The organism is Roseibium aggregatum (genome assembly GCF_017309185.1).
In the GTDB taxonomy this organism is placed as follows: domain Bacteria; phylum Pseudomonadota; class Alphaproteobacteria; order Rhizobiales; family Stappiaceae; genus Roseibium; species Roseibium aggregatum_B.
In genome coordinates this window covers 2316317-2335759 of the sequence record NZ_JAEKJZ010000001.1, presented here as the reverse complement: position 1 = coordinate 2335759, position 19443 = coordinate 2316317, and the positions used below count along the sequence as shown (strand labels likewise).

The 19443-nt window shown below is 59.6% G+C and carries 14 protein-coding genes and 1 tRNA gene; 11 read left to right on the top strand and 4 right to left on the bottom strand.

Annotated elements, in window-relative coordinates; genetic code table 11:
- Positions 1 to 4: 4 nt before the first annotated feature.
- A complete protein-coding gene (trpD, locus tag JF539_RS10105; RefSeq protein ID WP_207140151.1) occupies positions 5 to 1018 on the bottom strand; it encodes an anthranilate phosphoribosyltransferase in 1014 nt (337 codons plus the stop codon).
- Positions 1019 to 1042: 24 nt separating this feature from the next.
- Positions 1043 to 2935 (bottom strand): peptidylprolyl isomerase, encoded by a 1893-nt coding sequence (locus JF539_RS10100; protein WP_207140150.1) that lies wholly within the window; start codon positions 2933 to 2935, stop codon positions 1043 to 1045.
- A gap of 245 nt (positions 2936 to 3180) precedes the next feature.
- Here JF539_RS10100 and tpiA point away from each other — a divergent pair, with 245 nt between their 5' ends.
- From tpiA to JF539_RS10070, 6 genes are all read left to right on the top strand, one after another.
- Entirely contained in the window at positions 3181 to 3939 is a 759-nt protein-coding gene (tpiA, locus tag JF539_RS10095) for a triose-phosphate isomerase (RefSeq protein WP_207140149.1), read from the top strand.
- 109 nt (positions 3940 to 4048) lie between these two features.
- Complete coding sequence (gene secG, locus JF539_RS10090) at positions 4049 to 4432, top strand: preprotein translocase subunit SecG (RefSeq protein WP_207140148.1); 384 nt, start codon at positions 4049 to 4051, stop codon at positions 4430 to 4432.
- A gap of 131 nt (positions 4433 to 4563) precedes the next feature.
- On the top strand, positions 4564 to 6192 hold the full coding sequence (locus JF539_RS10085) for a CTP synthase (protein WP_207140147.1): 1629 nt from the start codon (positions 4564 to 4566) through the stop codon (positions 6190 to 6192).
- 27 nt (positions 6193 to 6219) lie between these two features.
- The gene (locus JF539_RS10080) at positions 6220 to 7044 is read left to right on the top strand and encodes a VOC family protein (protein ID WP_207140146.1); all 825 of its coding nucleotides are present in this window, start codon (positions 6220 to 6222) and stop codon (positions 7042 to 7044) included.
- A gap of 192 nt (positions 7045 to 7236) precedes the next feature.
- Complete coding sequence (locus JF539_RS10075; RefSeq protein ID WP_209017076.1) at positions 7237 to 8400, top strand: efflux RND transporter periplasmic adaptor subunit; 1164 nt, start codon at positions 7237 to 7239, stop codon at positions 8398 to 8400.
- The gene (locus JF539_RS10070) at positions 8401 to 11562 is read left to right on the top strand and encodes an efflux RND transporter permease subunit (RefSeq protein WP_207140144.1); all 3162 of its coding nucleotides are present in this window, start codon (positions 8401 to 8403) and stop codon (positions 11560 to 11562) included. It abuts the gene before it with no gap.
- Between the two features lie 301 nt (positions 11563 to 11863).
- On the opposite strand, the gene JF539_RS10065 is transcribed toward JF539_RS10070, so the two are convergent.
- Positions 11864 to 11939, bottom strand: a tRNA-Lys gene (locus JF539_RS10065).
- 370 nt (positions 11940 to 12309) lie between these two features.
- Here JF539_RS10065 and JF539_RS10060 point away from each other — a divergent pair.
- The 3 genes from JF539_RS10060 (at position 12310) to JF539_RS10050 (ending at position 14738) form a co-directional block, all read left to right on the top strand.
- The gene (locus JF539_RS10060; protein ID WP_207140143.1) at positions 12310 to 12603 is read left to right on the top strand and encodes a hypothetical protein; all 294 of its coding nucleotides are present in this window, start codon (positions 12310 to 12312) and stop codon (positions 12601 to 12603) included.
- Between the two features lie 239 nt (positions 12604 to 12842).
- Positions 12843 to 13847 (top strand): TAXI family TRAP transporter solute-binding subunit, encoded by a 1005-nt coding sequence (locus JF539_RS10055; RefSeq protein WP_209017075.1) that lies wholly within the window; start codon positions 12843 to 12845, stop codon positions 13845 to 13847.
- Between the two features lie 150 nt (positions 13848 to 13997).
- Positions 13998 to 14738, top strand: coding sequence for a cytochrome c biogenesis CcdA family protein (locus JF539_RS10050; protein ID WP_207140142.1), 741 nt, complete (start codon positions 13998 to 14000; stop codon positions 14736 to 14738).
- Between the two features lie 18 nt (positions 14739 to 14756).
- On the opposite strand, the gene JF539_RS10045 is transcribed toward JF539_RS10050, so the two are convergent.
- Complete coding sequence (locus JF539_RS10045) at positions 14757 to 15845, bottom strand: hypothetical protein (RefSeq protein ID WP_207140141.1); 1089 nt, start codon at positions 15843 to 15845, stop codon at positions 14757 to 14759.
- Positions 15846 to 16124: 279 nt separating this feature from the next.
- Between JF539_RS10045 and glmU the strand changes: the two genes are divergently transcribed.
- Together glmU and glmS are read left to right on the top strand one after the other, a co-directional pair.
- Entirely contained in the window at positions 16125 to 17480 is a 1356-nt protein-coding gene (glmU, locus tag JF539_RS10040; protein ID WP_207140140.1) for a bifunctional UDP-N-acetylglucosamine diphosphorylase/glucosamine-1-phosphate N-acetyltransferase GlmU, read from the top strand.
- Positions 17481 to 17596: 116 nt separating this feature from the next.
- Positions 17597 to 19423: a glutamine--fructose-6-phosphate transaminase (isomerizing) gene (glmS, locus tag JF539_RS10035; protein ID WP_207140139.1), complete on the top strand. Its 1827-nt coding sequence runs from the start codon at positions 17597 to 17599 to the stop codon at positions 19421 to 19423.
- Positions 19424 to 19443: the final 20 nt, after the last annotated feature.

The window sequence follows — 19443 nt, the reverse complement described above, 5'->3', positions numbered from 1 at the left end:
GTGACTACCCGTTGGATGCCGCGACTAGTTTTTCGAGCGTGTACGCCGCCGAGCCGTCGTCAATCGACCTGGCGGCCAGCTCAACGCCTTCTTTCAAATCCGCGACCTTGTCGGCAACGATCAGCGAGGCTGCTGCATTGAACAGAACAATGTCCCGATAGGCGTTTTTTGCGCCGCCAAGAACGGCACGAAGCGCTTCGGCATTTTCCGAAGGCAGGCCTCCCTTGAGGTCCCCGGCTTCTGCGACAGGCAGTCCGACATCGGCTGGCGAAATCTCGAAGGAACGGATCGTGCCGTTGTTCAGTTCGCTGACAAAGGTCGGACCGGTGGTCGTGATTTCATCCATGCCGTCCGATCCATGCACCACCCAGACCTTTTCCGAACCGAGTTCCTTGAGGGAGTGCGCGATCGGTTCGACCCATTTGCGGGCGAACACGCCGACCATCTGGCGTTTCACGCCGGCGGGGTTGGACAGCGGGCCGAGCAGATTGAAGATCGTCCGCGTGCCGAGTTCCATCCGGGTCGGACCGACGTGTTTCATGGCTGCGTGGTGGAGGGGAGCAAACATGAAGCCGATCCCGGCCTTGTGAAGGCACTCGGAGATCTTGTCGGGTGAGATGTCGATATTGATCCCGAGTTCCGCCAGGGCTTCGGCGGACCCGGATTTAGAAGACAAAGACCGGTTGCCATGCTTGGCGACGGGAACCCCGCAACCGGCAACGACGATAGCGGTGCAGGTGGAGATGTTATAACTGCCGGAGTTGTCGCCTCCGGTCCCGACGATGTCGATGGCACCTGCGGGAGCCGACACAGGCAGCATCTTTGCCCGCATGTTTTCCACCGCACCAGTTACTTCGGCAATGCTTTCTCCCCGAACCCGCAACGCCATCAGGAAACCGCCAAGCTGGGACGGTGTCGCGGATCCTGACAGGATCACGTCGAAGGCTTCGCGCGCTTCGTCCAGGGTCAATTCATGGCCGTCGGCAACCTTGGCGATGAAATCCTTAAACGTGCTCATGTCGGTATCAAACCTTCCGCGAATTCAGTTCTGGTCCAGACCGATGATTTGGGCGATTGCCGCCTGGTTGATCTCGACACCCGCCTTGGTTTCCTGATCGGAAATGAACTGTCCGAGCAGGGAGTCCTGCAATTGCTGTGAAAGCTGGGTTGCCAGGGCCGCCGTTTCGGCCGCCGTCTCGCTGAATTCGGGAATATTTGTTCCGGTCACCTGGAACACCAGCCGCCCTTTGCCGTCGGCAGCTTCCGTCGTGGCGTTCGTACCCACCGGTCCCGAGAATACCTCGGAAAGAGCGGCCTGTCCGAAGTCGCCCGCAGGGTTGGCGCGGGTCAGGCCTTCCGCGCTCTTGAGCTCCAGTTCGGTTGTCGCGGCAAGGTTGGTAAGAGCTGTTCCACTTTCCAGCTGCTTGAGAAGGTCTCCAGCTGTTTCAGTCAGGCGCTTTTCCAGTTCGCTTGCCTTCCATGCGGCAATTGCGTCGTCTTTGACTTCCTCGAGCGCGCGGTCCCGTTCCGGTATGACCTTGGCAACCTCGTACCAGAGATAGCCCTGATTACCGATCTGCAACACGTCGTTTTCAATGCCGATGTCGCTGTCGAAGGTTCCGGAAACCAGACCGTCCGCGTTCGGAAGGTCGGCGCTGCCGCCGGATATGGTTTTTCCGGAAGCGTCGAACGCCTCGGGTTCGACGACCGTCAGCGAAAACCGGTCCGCGATTTCGTCCAGCATGGCTCCGCCGGCACGTGCGTCTTCGATTTCATCCACGAGATCGAGGATTTCCCGATCGGCCTGATCCTTGGCGAGTTCGGCGACGATTTCCTCCCTGACGTCTTCAAACGGCTTGGTGGCTTCCGGCAGGACTTCCTCGACATTCAGGATCACGGTTGAAAACCGGCCGTCGACAGCGCCGCTGCTTGCGCCTTCTTCGAGGGAAAAGGCGGCTTCGCCGAGGGTCTCGTCCAAAAAGTCAGCCTTGGCCATCACGCCGAGCGCCACGTCGTTGCCGGTCAGATTGCGGTCGCTCATGAGCTGGTCGAAGGTCTTGCCGGCTTCCAGCTCTTTCGCGGCTTCTTCGGCGGCCTCGGCGGAGGGGAAGGACATCTGCCGGACTTTGCGGCGTTCCGGCTGGAAGAAGTCGTCCGCCCGCCGTTCGTATTCAGCGCGGGCCATGGCATCGTCGATGTCTTGCGGGCGGGCTAGAGCGTCCGGAGACAGAGTGACAAACTTGATTTCACGAAATTCCGGAGCCTTGAAGTCGCTCTTGTTGTCTTCGAAAAAAACGGTGAGCGCGTCAGATGCCGGGTCTTCGATTTCTCCCACCGTTTCCGCGGTGACCAGGAGATAGTTCACGCTGCGGGTTTCGCTCTGGTAGGCAGACAGAGCTTCGAGATAGCTCTTCGGCGCCTCCACGCCGCCGGCAAGGCCTTCCGCGATTTGCGCTCTTTCCGCGACCTTGCGGCGCTGAACGACATATTCGTCCTCGGTATAGCCGTTTGAGCGCAGCACCTGCTGCAGGCGGGTCCGGTCGTAGCGGCCGTTCAGGCCCTGGAAGGCGGGGTCGGTCTGGATGATCGTGGCAAGTTGTTCATCCGACACGCCGAGCTTCATCTGGGTGGCCGTGTTGTTAAGCGCGGCTTCTGCAACCAGTTTTCCCAGCGACTGCTGCGGAATGCCGAGTGCAGCACCTTCCGATGGTGTCAGCTGGCGCCCGAACTGCTGTCCCAGCCGGTTGAGATCCTGGCGGTAGGTGCGGTCGAAGTCGAAGAGAGTCACTTCCGTGTCGCCGACCCTGGCCGCCGTATTCTGGCCGACGCCGGTCAGGAAGCCGCTGATGCCCCAAACGGCGAAGCTAAAGATCAGCAATGCGATAAACAATTTGGCAACCCAGGTGCCGGCGCCCTTGCGCAGCGCGTCAAGCATGACGTCTCCCGTATTCTATTTTTTGCTTCTGCTACTTGCTTCCGCAACCTGATATGCCGGCAGCGCGTGTAATCGAGCCCGCCGGAGCGGGCGGATCATAATGAGGTGGCGGCGCTGCCGCAAGGCGGCCGCGGCGAAACTTGGAACAGCAGGCTCTTTTCGAGGAATAAAGGATTATTGAAACGCATGCGGGGTTCTGCTCTATAGGCGGCAATCGAGATCAACATGTTGAGAGGCAGCTGAATATGAGCGCATCGGTCAAGCCCCTGGTCGCCGGGAACTGGAAGATGAACGGGCTGAAGGCCGACAAGGCCGAGTTCGATAAAATGATCGCCGGTCTCTCCCAGGCGCTTTCTGCGAAAGTCGACACGATGATCTGCGCTCCGGCGACGCTTGTCGCTCTTTTGGCCGAGACCGCGAATGGGACCGCGCTGGCCGTCGGCGGTCAGGACTGCCACGCGGCATCCTCGGGTGCTCATACGGGCGATGTTTCCGCCGAAATGCTGAATGATGCCGGCGCCAGCGCCGTCATCGTCGGGCATTCCGAACGCCGCACCGACCACGGCGAGAGCGATGCCGATGTTCGTGCGAAGGCAGAAGCCGCCTGGCGCGCCGGCCTGGTGGCCATAATCTGTGTGGGTGAGACCGAAGCCGAACGAAAGGCCGGGGAAGCTCTGTCCTTGGTAGAGCGGCAGTTGAACGCTTCTGTTCCGGAAGGCGCAACCGCAGCCAACACCGTTGTTGCCTATGAGCCGGTCTGGGCGATCGGAACCGGTCTCACACCGACGGCCGTTGATGTCGCGGAAATGCATAAGGTCATGCGTGACAATCTCGTCAGCCGGTTCGGCGGGGAAGGGGACGCGATGCGTCTTCTATATGGCGGCTCCGTCAAGCCCGCCAACGCCGCCGAATTGATGGCCGTCGGCAATGTCGACGGGGCGCTTGTCGGCGGCGCCAGCCTCAAGGCCGCGGACTTTCTGGGTATCCTCGACGCCTATTCCTGATCCAAAGCTGTTGATGCTTCCATTGCAAAGGTGCAATTGAAGGGTGGAAAGCCGGTGGCGTCTGGTGTAGAAGGCCGCAAATCTTGAATTCAATACAGAATGGCGTTCGATGGAAACCGTAGTCATCGTAGTTCACCTGATGGTCGTGCTGGCCCTCGTGCTGGTCGTGCTCCTGCAGCGCTCCGAGGGCGGTGCGCTTGGAATCGGCGGCGGCGGAGGCGGCGGACTGATGTCGAGCCGTGGAACCGCCAATGTGCTGACGCGGGCAACCGCCATTCTCGCGGTGGCCTTTTTCGCGACGTCGCTGACACTCAGCCTGATCGCAAAGAATCAGGAACGTCCGGCCTCCATCCTCGACGCAGTGCCGGGCGCCGCCGAAACCGCGCCGGCAACGTCGGATGAAAGCGGAGCGGGTGGCGCCGGAGGCATTCTCGATTCGCTCAAGGGAATGAGCCAGGAGCCCTCCGGTCCTCAGGTTCCCACCGCTCAGTAACGCGGTTCCGGCGGGTTCTCCGCCATTCACCTGCCAATGCCCTGCGGCCCATCTCGCAGGGCATTTTTATGTGTTAAGAACGCAACTCCCGAGTGGTCAAAAGGCCCTTGGCAAGGATATGGTATTGATCCATGGCGCGATACATTTTCATCACCGGCGGCGTGGTTTCCTCGCTTGGAAAAGGTCTTGCTTCCGCGGCTTTGGGCGCTTTGCTCCAGGCCCGCGGATATAAGGTCCGCCTTCGCAAGCTCGACCCCTACCTGAATGTCGATCCGGGCACCATGAGCCCCTACCAGCACGGCGAGTGTTTCGTCACCGACGACGGCGCCGAGACCGATCTCGATCTTGGTCACTATGAGCGGTTCACGGGCCGTCCCGCAAACCAGCAGGACAACATCACGACGGGCCGGATCTATCAGGACATCATCGCCAAGGAGCGGCGCGGCGATTATCTGGGCGGAACCGTGCAGGTCATTCCGCATGTGACCGACCAGATCAAGAATTTCGTCCTCTCGGGCAATGAGAACTATGATTTCGTCCTGGTGGAAATCGGAGGCACTGTCGGCGACATCGAAGGCCTGCCGTTCTTCGAGGCCATCCGTCAATTGGGGAACGATCTTCCGCGCGGCGATGCGGTCTATGTCCATCTGACCCTGATGCCGTTTATTCCAAGCGCAGGCGAGATGAAGACCAAGCCGACGCAGCACTCGGTGAAGGAATTGCGTTCCATCGGCATCCAGCCGGACATCCTGATGGTGCGCTGCGACCGGCCTATCCCGGAAACCGAGAAGCGGAAACTGTCTCTGTTTTGTAACGTGCGCGAGAGCGCCGTGATTCCTGCCTACGATGTCCAGTCGATCTACGACGTGCCGATCGCCTATCACAAGGAAGGCCTGGACGACGAGGTTCTCGCCGCCTTCGGGCTGAAGGGGGCGCCCGCCCCGGTGCTCGACCGCTGGGAAGGGATTTCAAAGGCCGTCGCCAATCCGGAAGGCGATGTCAAGATCGCGATCGTCGGCAAATACACGGTCTTGAAGGATGCCTACAAATCCCTGATCGAGGCGTTGGTGCACGGCGGCATCGCGAACCGGGTCAAGGTGGATCTGGAATGGATCGAATCGGAGACCTTCGAGAAGGAAGACCCGAGCCCGTACCTGGAAGGTGTTCACGGCATCCTGGTGCCGGGAGGCTTCGGCGAGCGCGGCGCGGAGGGCAAGATCGCCGCGGCGCACTATGCCCGCACGCGCGAGATTCCCTATTTCGGGATCTGCTTTGGTATGCAGATGGCTGTACTGGAAGCGGCGCGCAACCTTGCCGGGATCAAGAACGCCAATTCGACCGAGTTCGGGCCGGCCAGCGAACCTGTCGTTGGCCTGATGACCGAATGGACCAAGGGCAATGAAAAGGAAACGCGCATGGCCGATGGCGATCTCGGCGGAACGATGCGCCTCGGGGCCTATCCCGCGAGCCTGAAACCCGGGTCGAAGATTGCCGAAATCTACGGACAGACAAACATCTCCGAACGTCACCGGCACCGCTACGAGGTCAACATCGGATACCGCGAACAACTCGAGGATTGCGGCCTGATCTTCGCAGGAACCTCGCCGGACGGCGTGCTGCCGGAGACCGTCGAGATCGAGGATCATCCGTGGTTTGTCGGGGTGCAGTATCATCCGGAACTGAAGTCCCGTCCGTTCGATCCTCACCCATTGTTCGCCTCCTTCATCAAGGCGGCTGTCGCACAGAGCCGCCTGGTCTGACGACGCTTCACCAAACAGGGGAATGGCATGGCTCGCGGTCTCGATCACCTGGTTGTGGCGGTAAACGATCTCGAGCGGGCTGCGGCGGCCTACGCCGCGCTCGGGTTTACGGTCACGCCGGAAAACAGGCACCCCTGGGGAACCGCGAACCGCCTGGTCCAGCTCGACGGATTTTTCATCGAACTCCTCAGTGTCGCGGACCCGGAACTGATAGACGAACCCGCTGAGGGTATTTTCTCCTTCGGTGCCTTCAACCGCGATTTTCTCAAGAAGCGGGAAGGTGCCAGCATGCTGGTTCTCGAAAGCGAAGATCCCGAATCGGACCGAAGCGATTTTTTGAATGCCGATCTTGAGGTTTTCGCCCCGTTTTCCTTCGAGCGAACCGCGAACCTGGCCGATGGAACGACGGCGCAGGTCGCCTTTGACCTCACGTTTCTCAAGGACCCACTCGCCCCGGAGATTGGGTTTTTTACCTGCCGGAACCGGTATCCCGAGCATTTCTGGAAGGCTGCGTTTCAGGCTCATGAAAACGGGGCCCGCTCTGTCGCCGCTGTCAGTCTGCTTGCTGAAGATCCCGCCGGTCACCGGGCTTTTTTGAGCGGCTTCACAGGGGTGAGCGAAACGCGCGAAACACATCTCGGACTTGAGCTTGAAACACCGCGCGGGATGGTTGCGGTGTACAATCCCGCCGCGTACCGGACGGTTTTCGGCAACGAGGCCGCCGATTCCCTTCAAGGGGAGATTCCTCAGATTGCCGCTCTTCAGATCGCCTGCCCGGGGCTCGAAGAGAAAAAGGTTGTTCCGGCCAGCGCGCTTTTCGGACTGACCCTGGTTTTGTCTCCAGTGGAATAGATGTTACCCGGTGGTCCCGCCGGTTTGGTTCAGGTAATTCCTGAGACGGCTATCCGTATTGAAAACTTTAGGTAAAATTAGCTCTTTCGAGCCACGAAGAGTTGCAGATTTGTCTTGTTGAATCAAACCGTCCTTTTATAGTGAGGTCACGATATGCGCATGGCTCATCGGGTCAGACTTCGGAGCTTCAGAATGATTTTTTTTCGTGCCGCCACTCACTCCCGAAACCTTGCCCTGGCTGCCGTAACATCCGTCCTGCTTGCAGGCTGTAACGACAGTGCCAAGCAGGCTCAAGCGCCTGCCGCTCCGCCGCCATCCGTCACCGTGGCAAAGGTCACCAGCGAGAGCGTGCGCCAGAGCGCGCAGTTCGTCGGGCAGATTGCAGCGGTCGATCAGGTCGATCTTGTCGCGCGTGTCAGCGGTTTCCTCGAAAAGAAGGCCGTTCCCGACGGATCGCAGGTCAAGAAGGACGCGTTGCTCTTCACCATTGAAAAGGCTCAGTACGAGGCTGAGCTTTCAAAGGCAAAAGCCGATCTCGCAAGCGCCAAGGCGAATGCCGGGCTGCAATCCGCGAATGAACGCCGGGACAGGGACCTTCTCGACAAGGGCCATATCTCCCAGGCCAACTACGATGCCACCCTGGCGCAAAAGCAGCAGGCGGAAGCCTCCGTTCAGGCCGCGGAATCGTCCCTTCAGCAGGCCGAGCTCAACTTGAGCTACACAGATATCTCCGCGCCGTTTCCGGGGCAGATCGGCAAGACCACCTACAGTGTCGGCGAAGTTGTCGGGCCAAGCACGGATCCGCTTGCCAAGCTGATTCGGCTGTCGCCGGTTTACGTGAATTTTTCCGTGAGCGAATCGCAGTATCTCAATGCGGTGAAGACCCACGGCATCAATCCAGCCGATATTTCGCCCGACGAGTCTCCCGACATCAGCCTGATCCTGCCCAACGGCACTCCGTATGACGAAAAGGGCAAAATCGTCTATATCGACAATCAGGTCGACGCCACCACGGGGACCATTTCCTTCCGCGGTCAGTTCGACAACAAGGACATTCGCCTGCTTGCCGGAACCTACGTTACGGTCGTGCTTGAGGCGCCAGAGTCCGAAACCGCGTTGCTGGTTCCCCAGGCGGCCATTCAACGCGACCAACAGGGCGCGTTTGCGCTGGCCATTTCCGCGGACAAGAAAGTCGAACAGAAATATGTCGAGCTTGGTCAGCAGATCGAGACCAACTTTGTGGTCACCAAGGGCCTGAAGGAAGGCGACGAGGTGATTGTCGAGGGGTTGCAGAAGGTGCGGCCCGGCGTTGAAGTGGACCCTGTTCTTGCATCCAAGCCGGCGGAGCAAAGCTAAATGTTTTCGCGCTTTTTTATCTACCGGCCGAAATTCGCGCTGGTCATTTCCATTGTGATTACGATTGCCGGGGTGCTTGGCTATGTGGCGCTTCCGGTTGAGCAGTTTCCCAATATCACGCCGCCGGTCGTAAACGTTTCCGCCACCTATACAGGGGCGAACGCGGAAGTTCTTGAAGAAACGGTGGCGGCCCCGATTGAGGGGCAGGTCAACGGCGTCGACGACATGATTTACATGCAGTCGACCAGTAACGACAGCGGAAGCTATTCCCTCAATGTGACCTTCGCGGTCGGCACCGATCCGGATATTGCCACCGTGAACACCCAGAACCGGGTCAGCCAGGCGACCAGTCAGCTTCCGAGCGAAGTGACGGCGAACGGCGTGACGGTTCAGAAGGCCAGCACCAACATGCTGCTGGTTGTCGCGCTTTATTCGCCCAACGGCACCTATGACGAAGTTTTTCTATCCAACTACGCCTCGATCAATCTGAAGGACTCACTGGCCCGCGTTCAGGGTGTGGGCCGTGCCGATGTTATGACGGATTTCGCTTACGGCATGCGGATCTGGCTCGATCCGGACCGGCTGACCAGCCTGGGCATGACACCGAGCGACTTCATTTCAGCGGTTCAGGACCAGAATATTCAGGTGGCGGCCGGTCAGATCGGTTCGCCGCCGGTCCCGTCGGGCCAGCAGTTCCAGTACACGATCAAGGCCAAGGGGCGGCTGTCGACGCCGGAGGAGTTCGAGAAGATCGTTCTCAGAACCGGTCAGGACGGCGCCGTTGTGACGATCGGGGATGTCGCGAAGGTGGAACTCGGCGCCCAGTTTTATGCGGCCTCGGGTGAGTTCAACGGTAAACCGGCGACCGTTCTGGCGATCTATCAGGCTCCGGGTGCAAACGCGTTGCAGGTGTCAGAAGCCGTTTTGAAGCGACTTGAAAGCCTGTCGGAGAATTTTCCGGACGACATGGCGTACGGCGTTCCCTTCAACACGACGGACTTTGTCGACCAGTCGCTGAAGGATGTGATCACGACGCTGTTTTTGACCTTCATTCTCGTGGTGTCGGTCGTGTTCATCTTCCTGGGCAACTGGCGGGCAACGATTATCCCGACCGTCGCGATTCCGGTCTCCCTGATCGGTACGTTCGCGGTGCTTCTCGCCCTCGGCATGTCGCTCAACACGATCTCGCTTTTCGCTCTCGTTCTGGCCATCGGTATCGTCGTGGATGATGCGATTGTCGTCGTCGAGAACGTCGAGCGAACCATGGCGGACGAAGGGCTCGCGCCGAAAGAGGCGACGGCAAAGTCGATGGAGCAGATCACCAGTCCGATCATCGCGACCACCCTGGTGCTTCTGGCCGTTTTCGTGCCGACCATCTTCATGCCCGGCATAACTGGCCGGCTTTATTCCCAGTTCGCCGTTACCATTTCTGTTTCGGTGGTGATTTCGTCCATCAACGCGCTGACCCTGTCGCCCGCGCTTTGCGGTCTTATCCTCAAGCAAAGGTCCGGACCGCCGAAGGGTATCATGGGTCTGTTCGACCGGGGTATCATGGCGGTGAGGGGAGGCTACACAGCCATCGTGCGCCGACTGGTGCGCGTCGCCGTTGTCGGCCTCGTCGTCGTTGCCGGGGCGGTCGCCATGATCGTCACCTTCGGCAGCAACCTGCCGCAGGGCTTTCTGCCGTCGGAAGACCAGGGCTATCTGATGGTCGATGTCCAGCTTCCCGACGGAGCCTCGCTGGAGAGAACGGAAGGCGTGACGGAACGCGTCGTCGAGCTGACCAGCAAGACACCCGGTGTGGAGAACGTCGTTATCGTCAACGGCTTCTCGATCCTGAACGGTGCGACCTCTTCGAACGCCGCGCTTGTGATCGCGACCATGACCGGCTGGGAAGAGCGGCAGGCGCCTGACTTGCGCATCAACGCGATCCTGGCGAAGTTCTGGGCGGATTTTGCAACCATTCCCGGAGCAAGCATCATTGCCTTCAATCCGCCGCCCATTCCCGGCCTCGGCACCACCGGCGGCGTTCAGATGATGCTGCAGCAGACCAGCGGAGGAACGCCCCAGGACCTTGCTTCGGCGGTCGGGTCGATGGTCTATTCGGCCAATCAGAGTTCGGACATCGCCCGTGCCTATTCGACATTCCGGGCCAACGTCCCGCAGGTCTTTGTCGATCTTGACCGTGAAAAGGCCAAGACGCTCGGCATCAATGTCTCGGATGTTTTCGTAACGCTCCAGGCCTATCTCGGGTCCTACTACATCAACGACTTCAACATTTTCGGTCGCGTCTACAAGGTCATGATCCAGGCCGACGGCCAGTTCCGCGACCGGGTTGAGGATATCGGCCGGCTCTACGTGCGCTCCAGCGAAGGCACAATGGTGCCGTTGAGGAGCATTCTGACGACGGAAAACGTGCTCGGTCCGCAGATCCTGACCCGTTACAATATGTTCCGTTCCGCCGCCGTCATGGCCGATCCCGCGCCGGGAGCGTCCACCGGTGTCGTCATCAACGAGGTCGAGGCGGCCGCGGCGAGCGCGCTGCCGCCGGGTTACTCCTACGAGTGGACGGGGACGGCGCTGCAGCAGCTCGGTTCGGGCCAGATCGTTACTTTCATCCTGATGCTGTCGATCCTGTTCACCTATCTGTTCCTGGTCGCGCAGTACGAAAGCTGGACGATGCCCGTCGCGATCCTGATGTCGGTATCCTTTGCGATCTTCGGAGCGTTGTTCGCGGTCTTCGTAACGGGAGGCGACGTCAATCTTTATACCCAGATCGGCATGATCATGCTGGTGGGCATGGGAGCGAAAAACGCGATCCTGATCGTCGAATTCGCCATGGAACAGCGCGATAGCGGCAAATCGATCCGCGACAGTGCCGTGGAAGCGGCTCACCTGCGTTTCCGGGCGGTGATGATGACGGCCCTGTCCTTCCTGCTTGGGGTGGTACCCCTGATGACGGCCTCGAGCGCGGGGGCGGCCAGCCAGAAGGCGATCGGTTTCGCGGTCTTTGGCGGCATGTTCTTCGCCACGTCTATCGGCATCCTCATGATCCCGATCCTCTATGTCAGCCTTCAGACGATCCGCGAAAAGGTCAAGGGCTGGATGGGAATGAGCGACACGCCGGCACCGACCACTGGCGAGGAAACCCCGGCGGTTTGACGGGACGCCCGTAGCGTGGGCCGATTGATGCGGGAAGCTGTCGATGCCTTTGACGTGTGCGACACGATCAGAGCCGGAGATTTGCGCTGAGTCCGGTTCGCGTGCTCGTTGTTTCGGTCGTCCGATCACCGGATCCCGGATATCGAGGCAAGAGAGATGCGCAAGCCGGTGCGGCGCATCTTGCACTCACGCGGTGTGTTTCTAGCCGAAACGTTGACAGCCGGAGCACTCTTCCGGGTGTTTTCGTGCTGTTTGATCGAGAATGTCAGGATTTTTTCCAACGGGTGCATTCGCGAAATCTTGGTGAGCCGACAGGGGTTCGAACCCTGGACCTACTGATTAAAAGTCAGTTGCTCTACCAGCTGAGCTATCGGCTCTCACCAAATTTTCGGAACGATGGGCTTCGCTTGCTGCGGAGCACCGCGTTGGTGGCGTGTGTGTAGGCTGTCATAGGCGACAATGCAAGAGGCAAAATCAATTTTTTCAACAGGCACGCCGCCAACCGTTCGAGCCAAGAGTTGCCTTCGCATTCCGGTTCGATTGACGCTGTTTTGAAACAGGTTACCTGTATTGTTTCAATTTTATGACATTGCCTCTTCAAGGTAATAAGAAAAAAGTTCGAGATATTGTTATATATTACTCATGAAGCAACAATTTTAGGCAAATAAAGAACATTCTACTGCGAAAACTGTCAGGTGGCGTGAATTTGCTTTGTGCGGTAACTTGATGGAGTACAAGAGAGGTTACATGCACACGACACCGTTTGAGACACAAGCGAACTCCGTTGAGTTCGATTTCGTGAAAGGGCACATCGCTGCAACGATGACCCTCATTCACGGACTGATTGATCAGGGCTTGCTCGACCGCGATCGTCTTGACGCGTTTTTCGCGGCCTTTATCGGAGATTTGCCGCACAGCCGGGAAACGCTTGGATTGCGTCTAATTCTCGATCAATGGCGGCAGGGACTCACGGATGGCGAGCCCGAAGAGGAATTGAGAGGCAAGCTTTTCGAAGTCATCAGGGGGGGGCGCTCAAATTAACCCGAACCGGAGTGACCGGCCAGGCTGGGGGCCGGGACACACTCGGTTGAAAAGCATCCCGTTTCAGGTTTCAGGCGCGGCGGCGCCTTTTTTATTGCCCCTTTCCAATAGCATGTGGACCGATCGGCCTTGCCGCTCATGCGTCCTCTCACGCACAACTGGTTTTTCGACTGGTGGTTTGATATCCCTTGCGTAACAAGACAGGCCGGAGTTCGGGGCGCGAAGGGATGGCACGGATCATGGGTTTCTTGAAGACGGTTGCGGCCGGCACTGGCTTTTGTGTCGCGAGTTCGTTCGCTGTGGTTTGCATGATGCTTGTCGCCATGCCTGTCCGGGCGGCCGATCAGCAATTCATCACGATCGGAACGGCCGGTGTGACGGGGATCTACTACCCGGCGGGCGGCGCGATCTGCAGGATCGTCAATGAAGGCCGGAGCGAGCACGGCGTCCGCTGCTCGATGGAGGCGACCCTCGGATCGATCGCGAATGTGGAAAAGATCCGCAAGGGCGAACTGGAGTTCGGTTTCGTTCAGTCGGACTGGCAGCATCACGCTTTCAACGGGACCTCTGTGTTTGAGGAAGAAGGCGCTTTTCCCGATCTTAGGTCCGTTTTCTCTCTTCATGCCGAAGCCGCGACGCTCGTGGTCAGGTCGGAGGCATCATACAAGACGTTCGACGATCTGAAGGGCGCGCGCGTCAACGCCGGAAGCGAGGGGTCTGGGTCTGAAGCCTCTTTCAGCGTGCTGGTGGATCGTCTGGGCTGGAGCGAGAGCGATCTTCAGGGTGTGACCAACTTCAACTCCACCGAAGTCGCCGAAGCGCTGTGTGGCGGGCAGATAGACGCCTACTTCCTGCTCATCGGACACCCGGCGGGCGTGATCGAGGAAACTGCGGAGCAATGCGGCATCCGCCTCATCGGCATGGACGACAAGTCCCTCGATACCTTTCTCGAACATGCGCCCTATTACATGAGGACCGAGATTCCCGCCGGGCTCTATGGTCTGGAACAGCCCGTCGCTTCCTACGGTGTCGTCGCGACCGTCGTCACATCCGCCAAGCTGCCGGACAGCATCGTTTACACGCTGGTTGAGACCGTCTTTGACGGGTTCGAAAGTTTCAATGGCCTGCATCCCGCGCTAACCCATTTAAAAGCCCGGGATATGGCCGGCGTCGCGATGGCTGCACCGCTACATCCTGGCGCATTGAAATTTTTCTCGGAAAAAGGTCTGCTGCCCGCCAGGTGATCTCATGGGCTCTGCCGAAACGCGGGCCAAATCCATCCTCTCCAAAAGGTGAGCGGTTTTTGTTTTTCTCTGCTGCGCCACCGCGATTAAATCGGAACTACCCTTTCTCCGGGCCTTGGACCGGAAACTGCTGAACGGAACCGAAAACTAATGATCCAGGACATAACGATTCTCGGGGCTGTCTTCGCCGGCGTCCTGTCCTTTGTATCGCCCTGTGTGCTGCCGCTTGTACCTCCGTATCTCGGATTCCTGGCCGGCGTGTCTCTCGAACAACTGACCGGTGAAAGCGAAGATGGCGGCGAGGCGTCCCGTCGTGTTTTTATCAGCGCCGTTGCCTTTGTCTTGGGATTTTCGACCGTTTTCGTGCTGCTCGGGGCGACGGCAAGCTTTCTGGGCCAGTTCGTGCGCACCTATATCGATTACCTCGGTTACCTCGCGGGGGCCGCGATCATCGTCATGGGCCTGCATTTCCTCGGACTCCTGCGGATCGGCTTTTTATATCGCGAGGCCCGGGTTCACGTGGACCAGAAACCCGCCGGATTGCTTGGTGCCTATGTTATCGGGCTGGCATTCGGCTTTGGCTGGACGCCTTGCGTGGGCCCTATCCTCGCGGCCATTCTGTTTGTCGCGGGGACTGAGGACACGGTCGTGCGCGGTGCCCTTCTGTTAAGCGCCTATGCGATCGGTCTCGGAATTCCCTTTTTGATCGCCGCGCTGTTCGCCGGTCCGTTTCTTCAGTTCATGAAGCGCTTTCGCAAGCACATGGGTCTTGTCGAAAAGACGATGGGCGGTGTTCTCGTCCTGACCGGGGTGATGTTCCTGACAGGGCAGATGGCGACACTGTCCTACTGGCTGCTGGAGACCTTTCCGGTCTTCAGTTCAATCGGATAGCGACCGGACCCTGCACCGTTAAAATCCGGTTTCCCGCATGTTGGCGGCCGAAATCAGAGGTTCGCCGGCAAACAGCGTCGGGTGGCAGAGCGCAGTAACGTCCAGGAGGTGCAGACAGGCGACCGCGGCGTCGGCGGCGTTCGCGAAGGGGCCGACGAGGAGGGACACACCGCCTTCTTCAACCTGTCTTGTCATCAACAGCGGCTGGAGGTCCCGCATCCGCTCGATATTCTGCTCCTTGAACGATGCCCAGGCCTTTACCGCCTCGGCTTCCGTGGCGTAGCGGCCAATCACGGCTCCAAAGTCGCTGCGCTTCAATTTGCTTTCGCCACCGCCCTTGAGCCGGCCGGATGGTTCCGAGGGGGCGATGATTTTTGGCTTGAGCGCGGTTCGTGTCGGCGTTGCGTCGAATTGTTCGGGTAACCCGGCTTCTTTCTGCGTCGGAATGGACCCGGTGACAGCAGGCGGGACACCGGCCGCAGGCAGGTCGACGATCCGGACCGGTTCGCTCGGATTGGCAATCCGCTTCGGTTTGGACGCTGTCCGAGGTGCGGTTCGATTCACGTCTATCACGCGCATCGGTGCCGGCATCGATCCGGCGACCGGCTGGGCGGTTGCGTCATTTGCGTTGCTTGCCGCCGGCGTCAAGGCCTGTTTTGGTCGGGGGAGCGGTTCGGGAGCAGGTTTAGTGATCACGATGCCCGGCGACGGTTCTGCAGGTGTTGCCGGCAGCTTGTTTCCGTTGGCTGGCGTTTTCACGGACCCGGTCAGCTTGGCAAGCGCGACTTCCTTTTCCAGGGCCGCGATGCGGCGGGAGTAGGTCAGGTTCTGTTCCGACAACGCGCTCAGCCTGCGGCGGAGGCCGACCACCTCACGCTGCAGGACCTCGATCTGGCCTTTGTTGTCGCTGGTTTCCGAGTAGGTCGGCGCGGAGCGCTGAACCTGCATGATCTCGAGTGGATAGCCGTTGCCCGCATATCCAATCGAGGCCGTGCTCTCAACGTCTCCGGAGGGGGGGAGGGGCAGCTTCTGGAAAAGAACGGTTCCCGACCCCGACCCGGCCGCGCCGCTACCGAACTGGTAGGAGGCAAAGCCTACGGTTGCCATAAGAACGGCCGCGAACGCCCAGGACAACAAGCCGACACGCGAAGGCGTTACCGTCTCGCGAACCATGTCCCTTAAGGACTTTTTTGCCTGAGGCTCTCGCAAACTGCTTTCTTCCCGATTCCGAACCCGAATCTCACGCACACTAAACCAGTTGGCGTTAATTATGGTTAATGAACCGGAAACCGGAATGGCCAAGCAGTCGGATCTTTCATTGTTCTGTGGATCGGGGCATATAAGGGCGCACTCAAACGGTCTCATCGATACTCATTTGGAAATTTCATGACGATGCGCTCCTGTCTCTCCGTCGTCCTTGCCGCCGGGCTTGGCACCAGGATGAAATCCGATCTTCCGAAAGTCATGCATGAAGTCGGTGGCCTGGCCCTCGTCGGGCATGTCCTGAAGGCACTTCAGTCGGCCGGATCGGAGCGGGTGTCGGTGGTCACCGGACCGGACATGCCAACTCTGGAAAACCTCGTGCGTGAAGTTTCTCCTTCGGCACAGTGTCATGTGCAGACCGACCGGCTGGGAACGGCGCACGCCGCGCTGGCGGCGAAGCCCGCCCTTGAGAAAGCGGCCGAAGACGTTCTGGTGCTTTTCGGCGATACGCCTCTGGTAACGCCCGAGACGATCCTGGCTGTGCGCGCAGCCCTCAGAGAGGGCGCGGATCTTGTCGTGCTCGGCTTTGAAGCCGACAACCCGTTCGGCTACGGCCGTCTTTTGACGGAGGAGGGACGTCTCGTCGCGATCCGGGAAGAAAAGGATGCGTCGGAGACCGAGCGAAGGGTTACTTTTTGCAATTCCGGTATCATGGGCTTCAACGGCCAACATGCCCTGGCGCTCCTGGAAGCAATCGGCAACGACAACGCCAAGCGCGAATTTTACCTGACCGACGCGGTGGAAATCGCCAATGCCCGCGGGCTGAAGGTGGTCGCCGTCACAGGATCGGAGGCCGAAACACAGGGTATCAACACGCGAGCGCAGCTTGCCGCCTGCGAAGCCGCCTTTCAGCAGCGCATGCGCGAGGCAGCGCTGGAAAACGGCTGCACATTGCTTGCCCCTGAAACGGTTTTCTTCTCCCACGACACGAAGCTTGAACCGGATGTGACGGTAGAGCAGAACGTCGTTTTCGGACCAGGTGTGAAGGTTGCGGGCGGTGCCCGAATAAGAGCCTTCAGTCATCTTGAGGGCGCTCAGGTGGGAAGCGGCAGTCTGGTTGGACCCTATGCGCGTCTGCGACCCGGGGCGGTGCTTGGGGCGGATACCCACATCGGCAACTTCGTCGAGGTCAAGAACGCCACGTTCGGCTCCGGCGCCAAGGCCAATCACCTCAGTTATATCGGCGATGCCAGCGTCGGCTCCAAGACGAATATCGGCGCGGGGACGATTACCTGCAATTACGACGGCTACCTGAAACACAGGACCGAGATCGGGGCGGGCAGTTTTGTCGGATCCAATTCCACCCTGGTTGCCCCGGTGAGACTGGGCAACGGGGTTTTCACCGCGGCCGGCAGTGTGATCACCAAGGATGTCCAGCGGGATTCGCTGGCGTTCGGCCGCGCCAAGCAGGTGGTGAAGGACGGCGGCGCCGTCCGGTTGCGCGAGAAACTGCAGGCCGCCAAGGACGCCAAATCCTGAAGAGTTTCAAGTCCGTAGGGGACTTGTCACGTTCTGAAACAGGGATTGATTTCAGCCCTGACGCCTCTGTCGTCTAAAGCAGATCAGCCAGATTTTAATTTTAAAGGGAATAGTCCATGTGCGGAATTGTCGGCGTACTGGGTAAATCCGAAGTCGCTCCATTGATCGTGGATTCGCTGAAGCGGCTCGAATACAGAGGCTACGATTCCGCCGGTGTCGCAACGCTCGATCAGGGCAAGCTCGTGCGCCGCAGAGCGGAAGGCAAACTCCGGAACCTTGAAACTCTGCTCGAAAACGCGCCCTTGGCCGGGTCCGCCGGTATCGGGCATACCCGGTGGGCGACCCATGGTGCGCCGACGGTACCGAACGCGCATCCCCACCTGGCCGGGCGTGTGGCCGTCGTCCATAACGGTATCATCGAGAACTACCTCGAACTGCGTGAGGAAATCGTCGCAGCCGGAGCGATCCTGGAATCGGAAACGGATATCGAACCCGTCGCACATCTCGTCAATCTGGCGCTCGACCGGGGCAAAACACCCCGGGAGGCGATTGCCGAGGTGCTGCCGCGGCTGAAGGGCGCCTTTGCTCTGGCATTTCTGTTCGAAGGCGAGGACGATCTGCTGATTGGCGCGCGCAAGGGATCTCCGCTCGCTGTCGGGCACGGCGACGGCGAGATGTTTCTCGGCTCCGACGCAATTGCGCTTTCGCCGTTTACGGACCGGATTACCTATCTCGAGGAAGGCGACTGGACCGTGGTCAGCCGGACCGGTGTGGAGATTTTCGACAAGGACAACAGGCCGGTCGAACGAGCCGAGGCTAGGTCCTCGGTGACCTCCAGCCTGATGGACAAGGGCAACTACAAGCACTTCATGGCCAAGGAGATCCACGAACAGCCGCAAGTGCTCGGGCATACGCTGTCGCGCTACTTCGATTACACGACGAAAACGGCCAGGGTCGCCGGCGCCGAAGGACTGAAATTCAAGGATTTGCAGCGGCTGACGATTACCGCCTGTGGCACGGCCTATCTGGCGGGCCTCGTGTCCAAGTACTGGTTCGAGAAATACGCACGCCTGCCGGTGGAGATCGATATTGCCAGCGAATTCCGCTACCGGGAAACGCCGCTCAGTGAAAAGGACACGGCGCTTTTCATTTCACAGTCCGGGGAAACGGCCGACACGCTGGCGTCCCTGCGCTACTGCAAGGCTCACGGCGCCGCGATTGGCGCTATCGTAAATGTGGCGGAAAGCACGATAGCCCGCGAAGCGGATATGGTCTTTCAGACCATCGCCGGGCCGGAAATCGGCGTGGCGTCCACCAAGGCCTTCACTTGCCAGCTTGCCGTGCTGGCCGCCCTTGCCCTTCAGGCGGGCCGGGAAAGAGGTGTTCTGAGCGCCGAACGGGAGCGAGAACTGGTGGCGGAGCTCATCGAGGTGCCGAGCCTGGCGCTGCAGGCGCTGTCCTGCGAGGCCTCGATTGAAAAGCTGGCGCAGCCCTTGTCCAAGGCAAGCAACGCGCTTTATCTCGGCCGGGCGACGAATTTTCCACTTGCTCTGGAAGGGGCCCTGAAGCTCAAGGAGCTGTCCTACATCCACGCCGAGGGCTATGCGGCGGGCGAGTTGAAACACGGACCGATCGCGCTGATCGACGAGAATATGCCGGTGTTCGTCATTGCGCCGCACGACGCCATCTACGAGAAAACCGTCTCCAACATGCAGGAAGTGGCCGCGCGCGGCGGGCGCATCGTGCTCATCACGGATGCGCGCGGTGCCGCAGAAAGCGGCAGTTCCGCTGTCAGCACGGTTATCCTGCCAGACATGTCGGATATCGTGGCGCCCATCGTTTACGCTCTTCCCGTCCAGTTGATTGCCTATCACACCGCCGTTTTCATGGGGACCGACGTGGATCAGCCGCGCAATCTGGCGAAGTCGGTGACCGTGGAATAGGCGGGATGCCGTCCTGAATC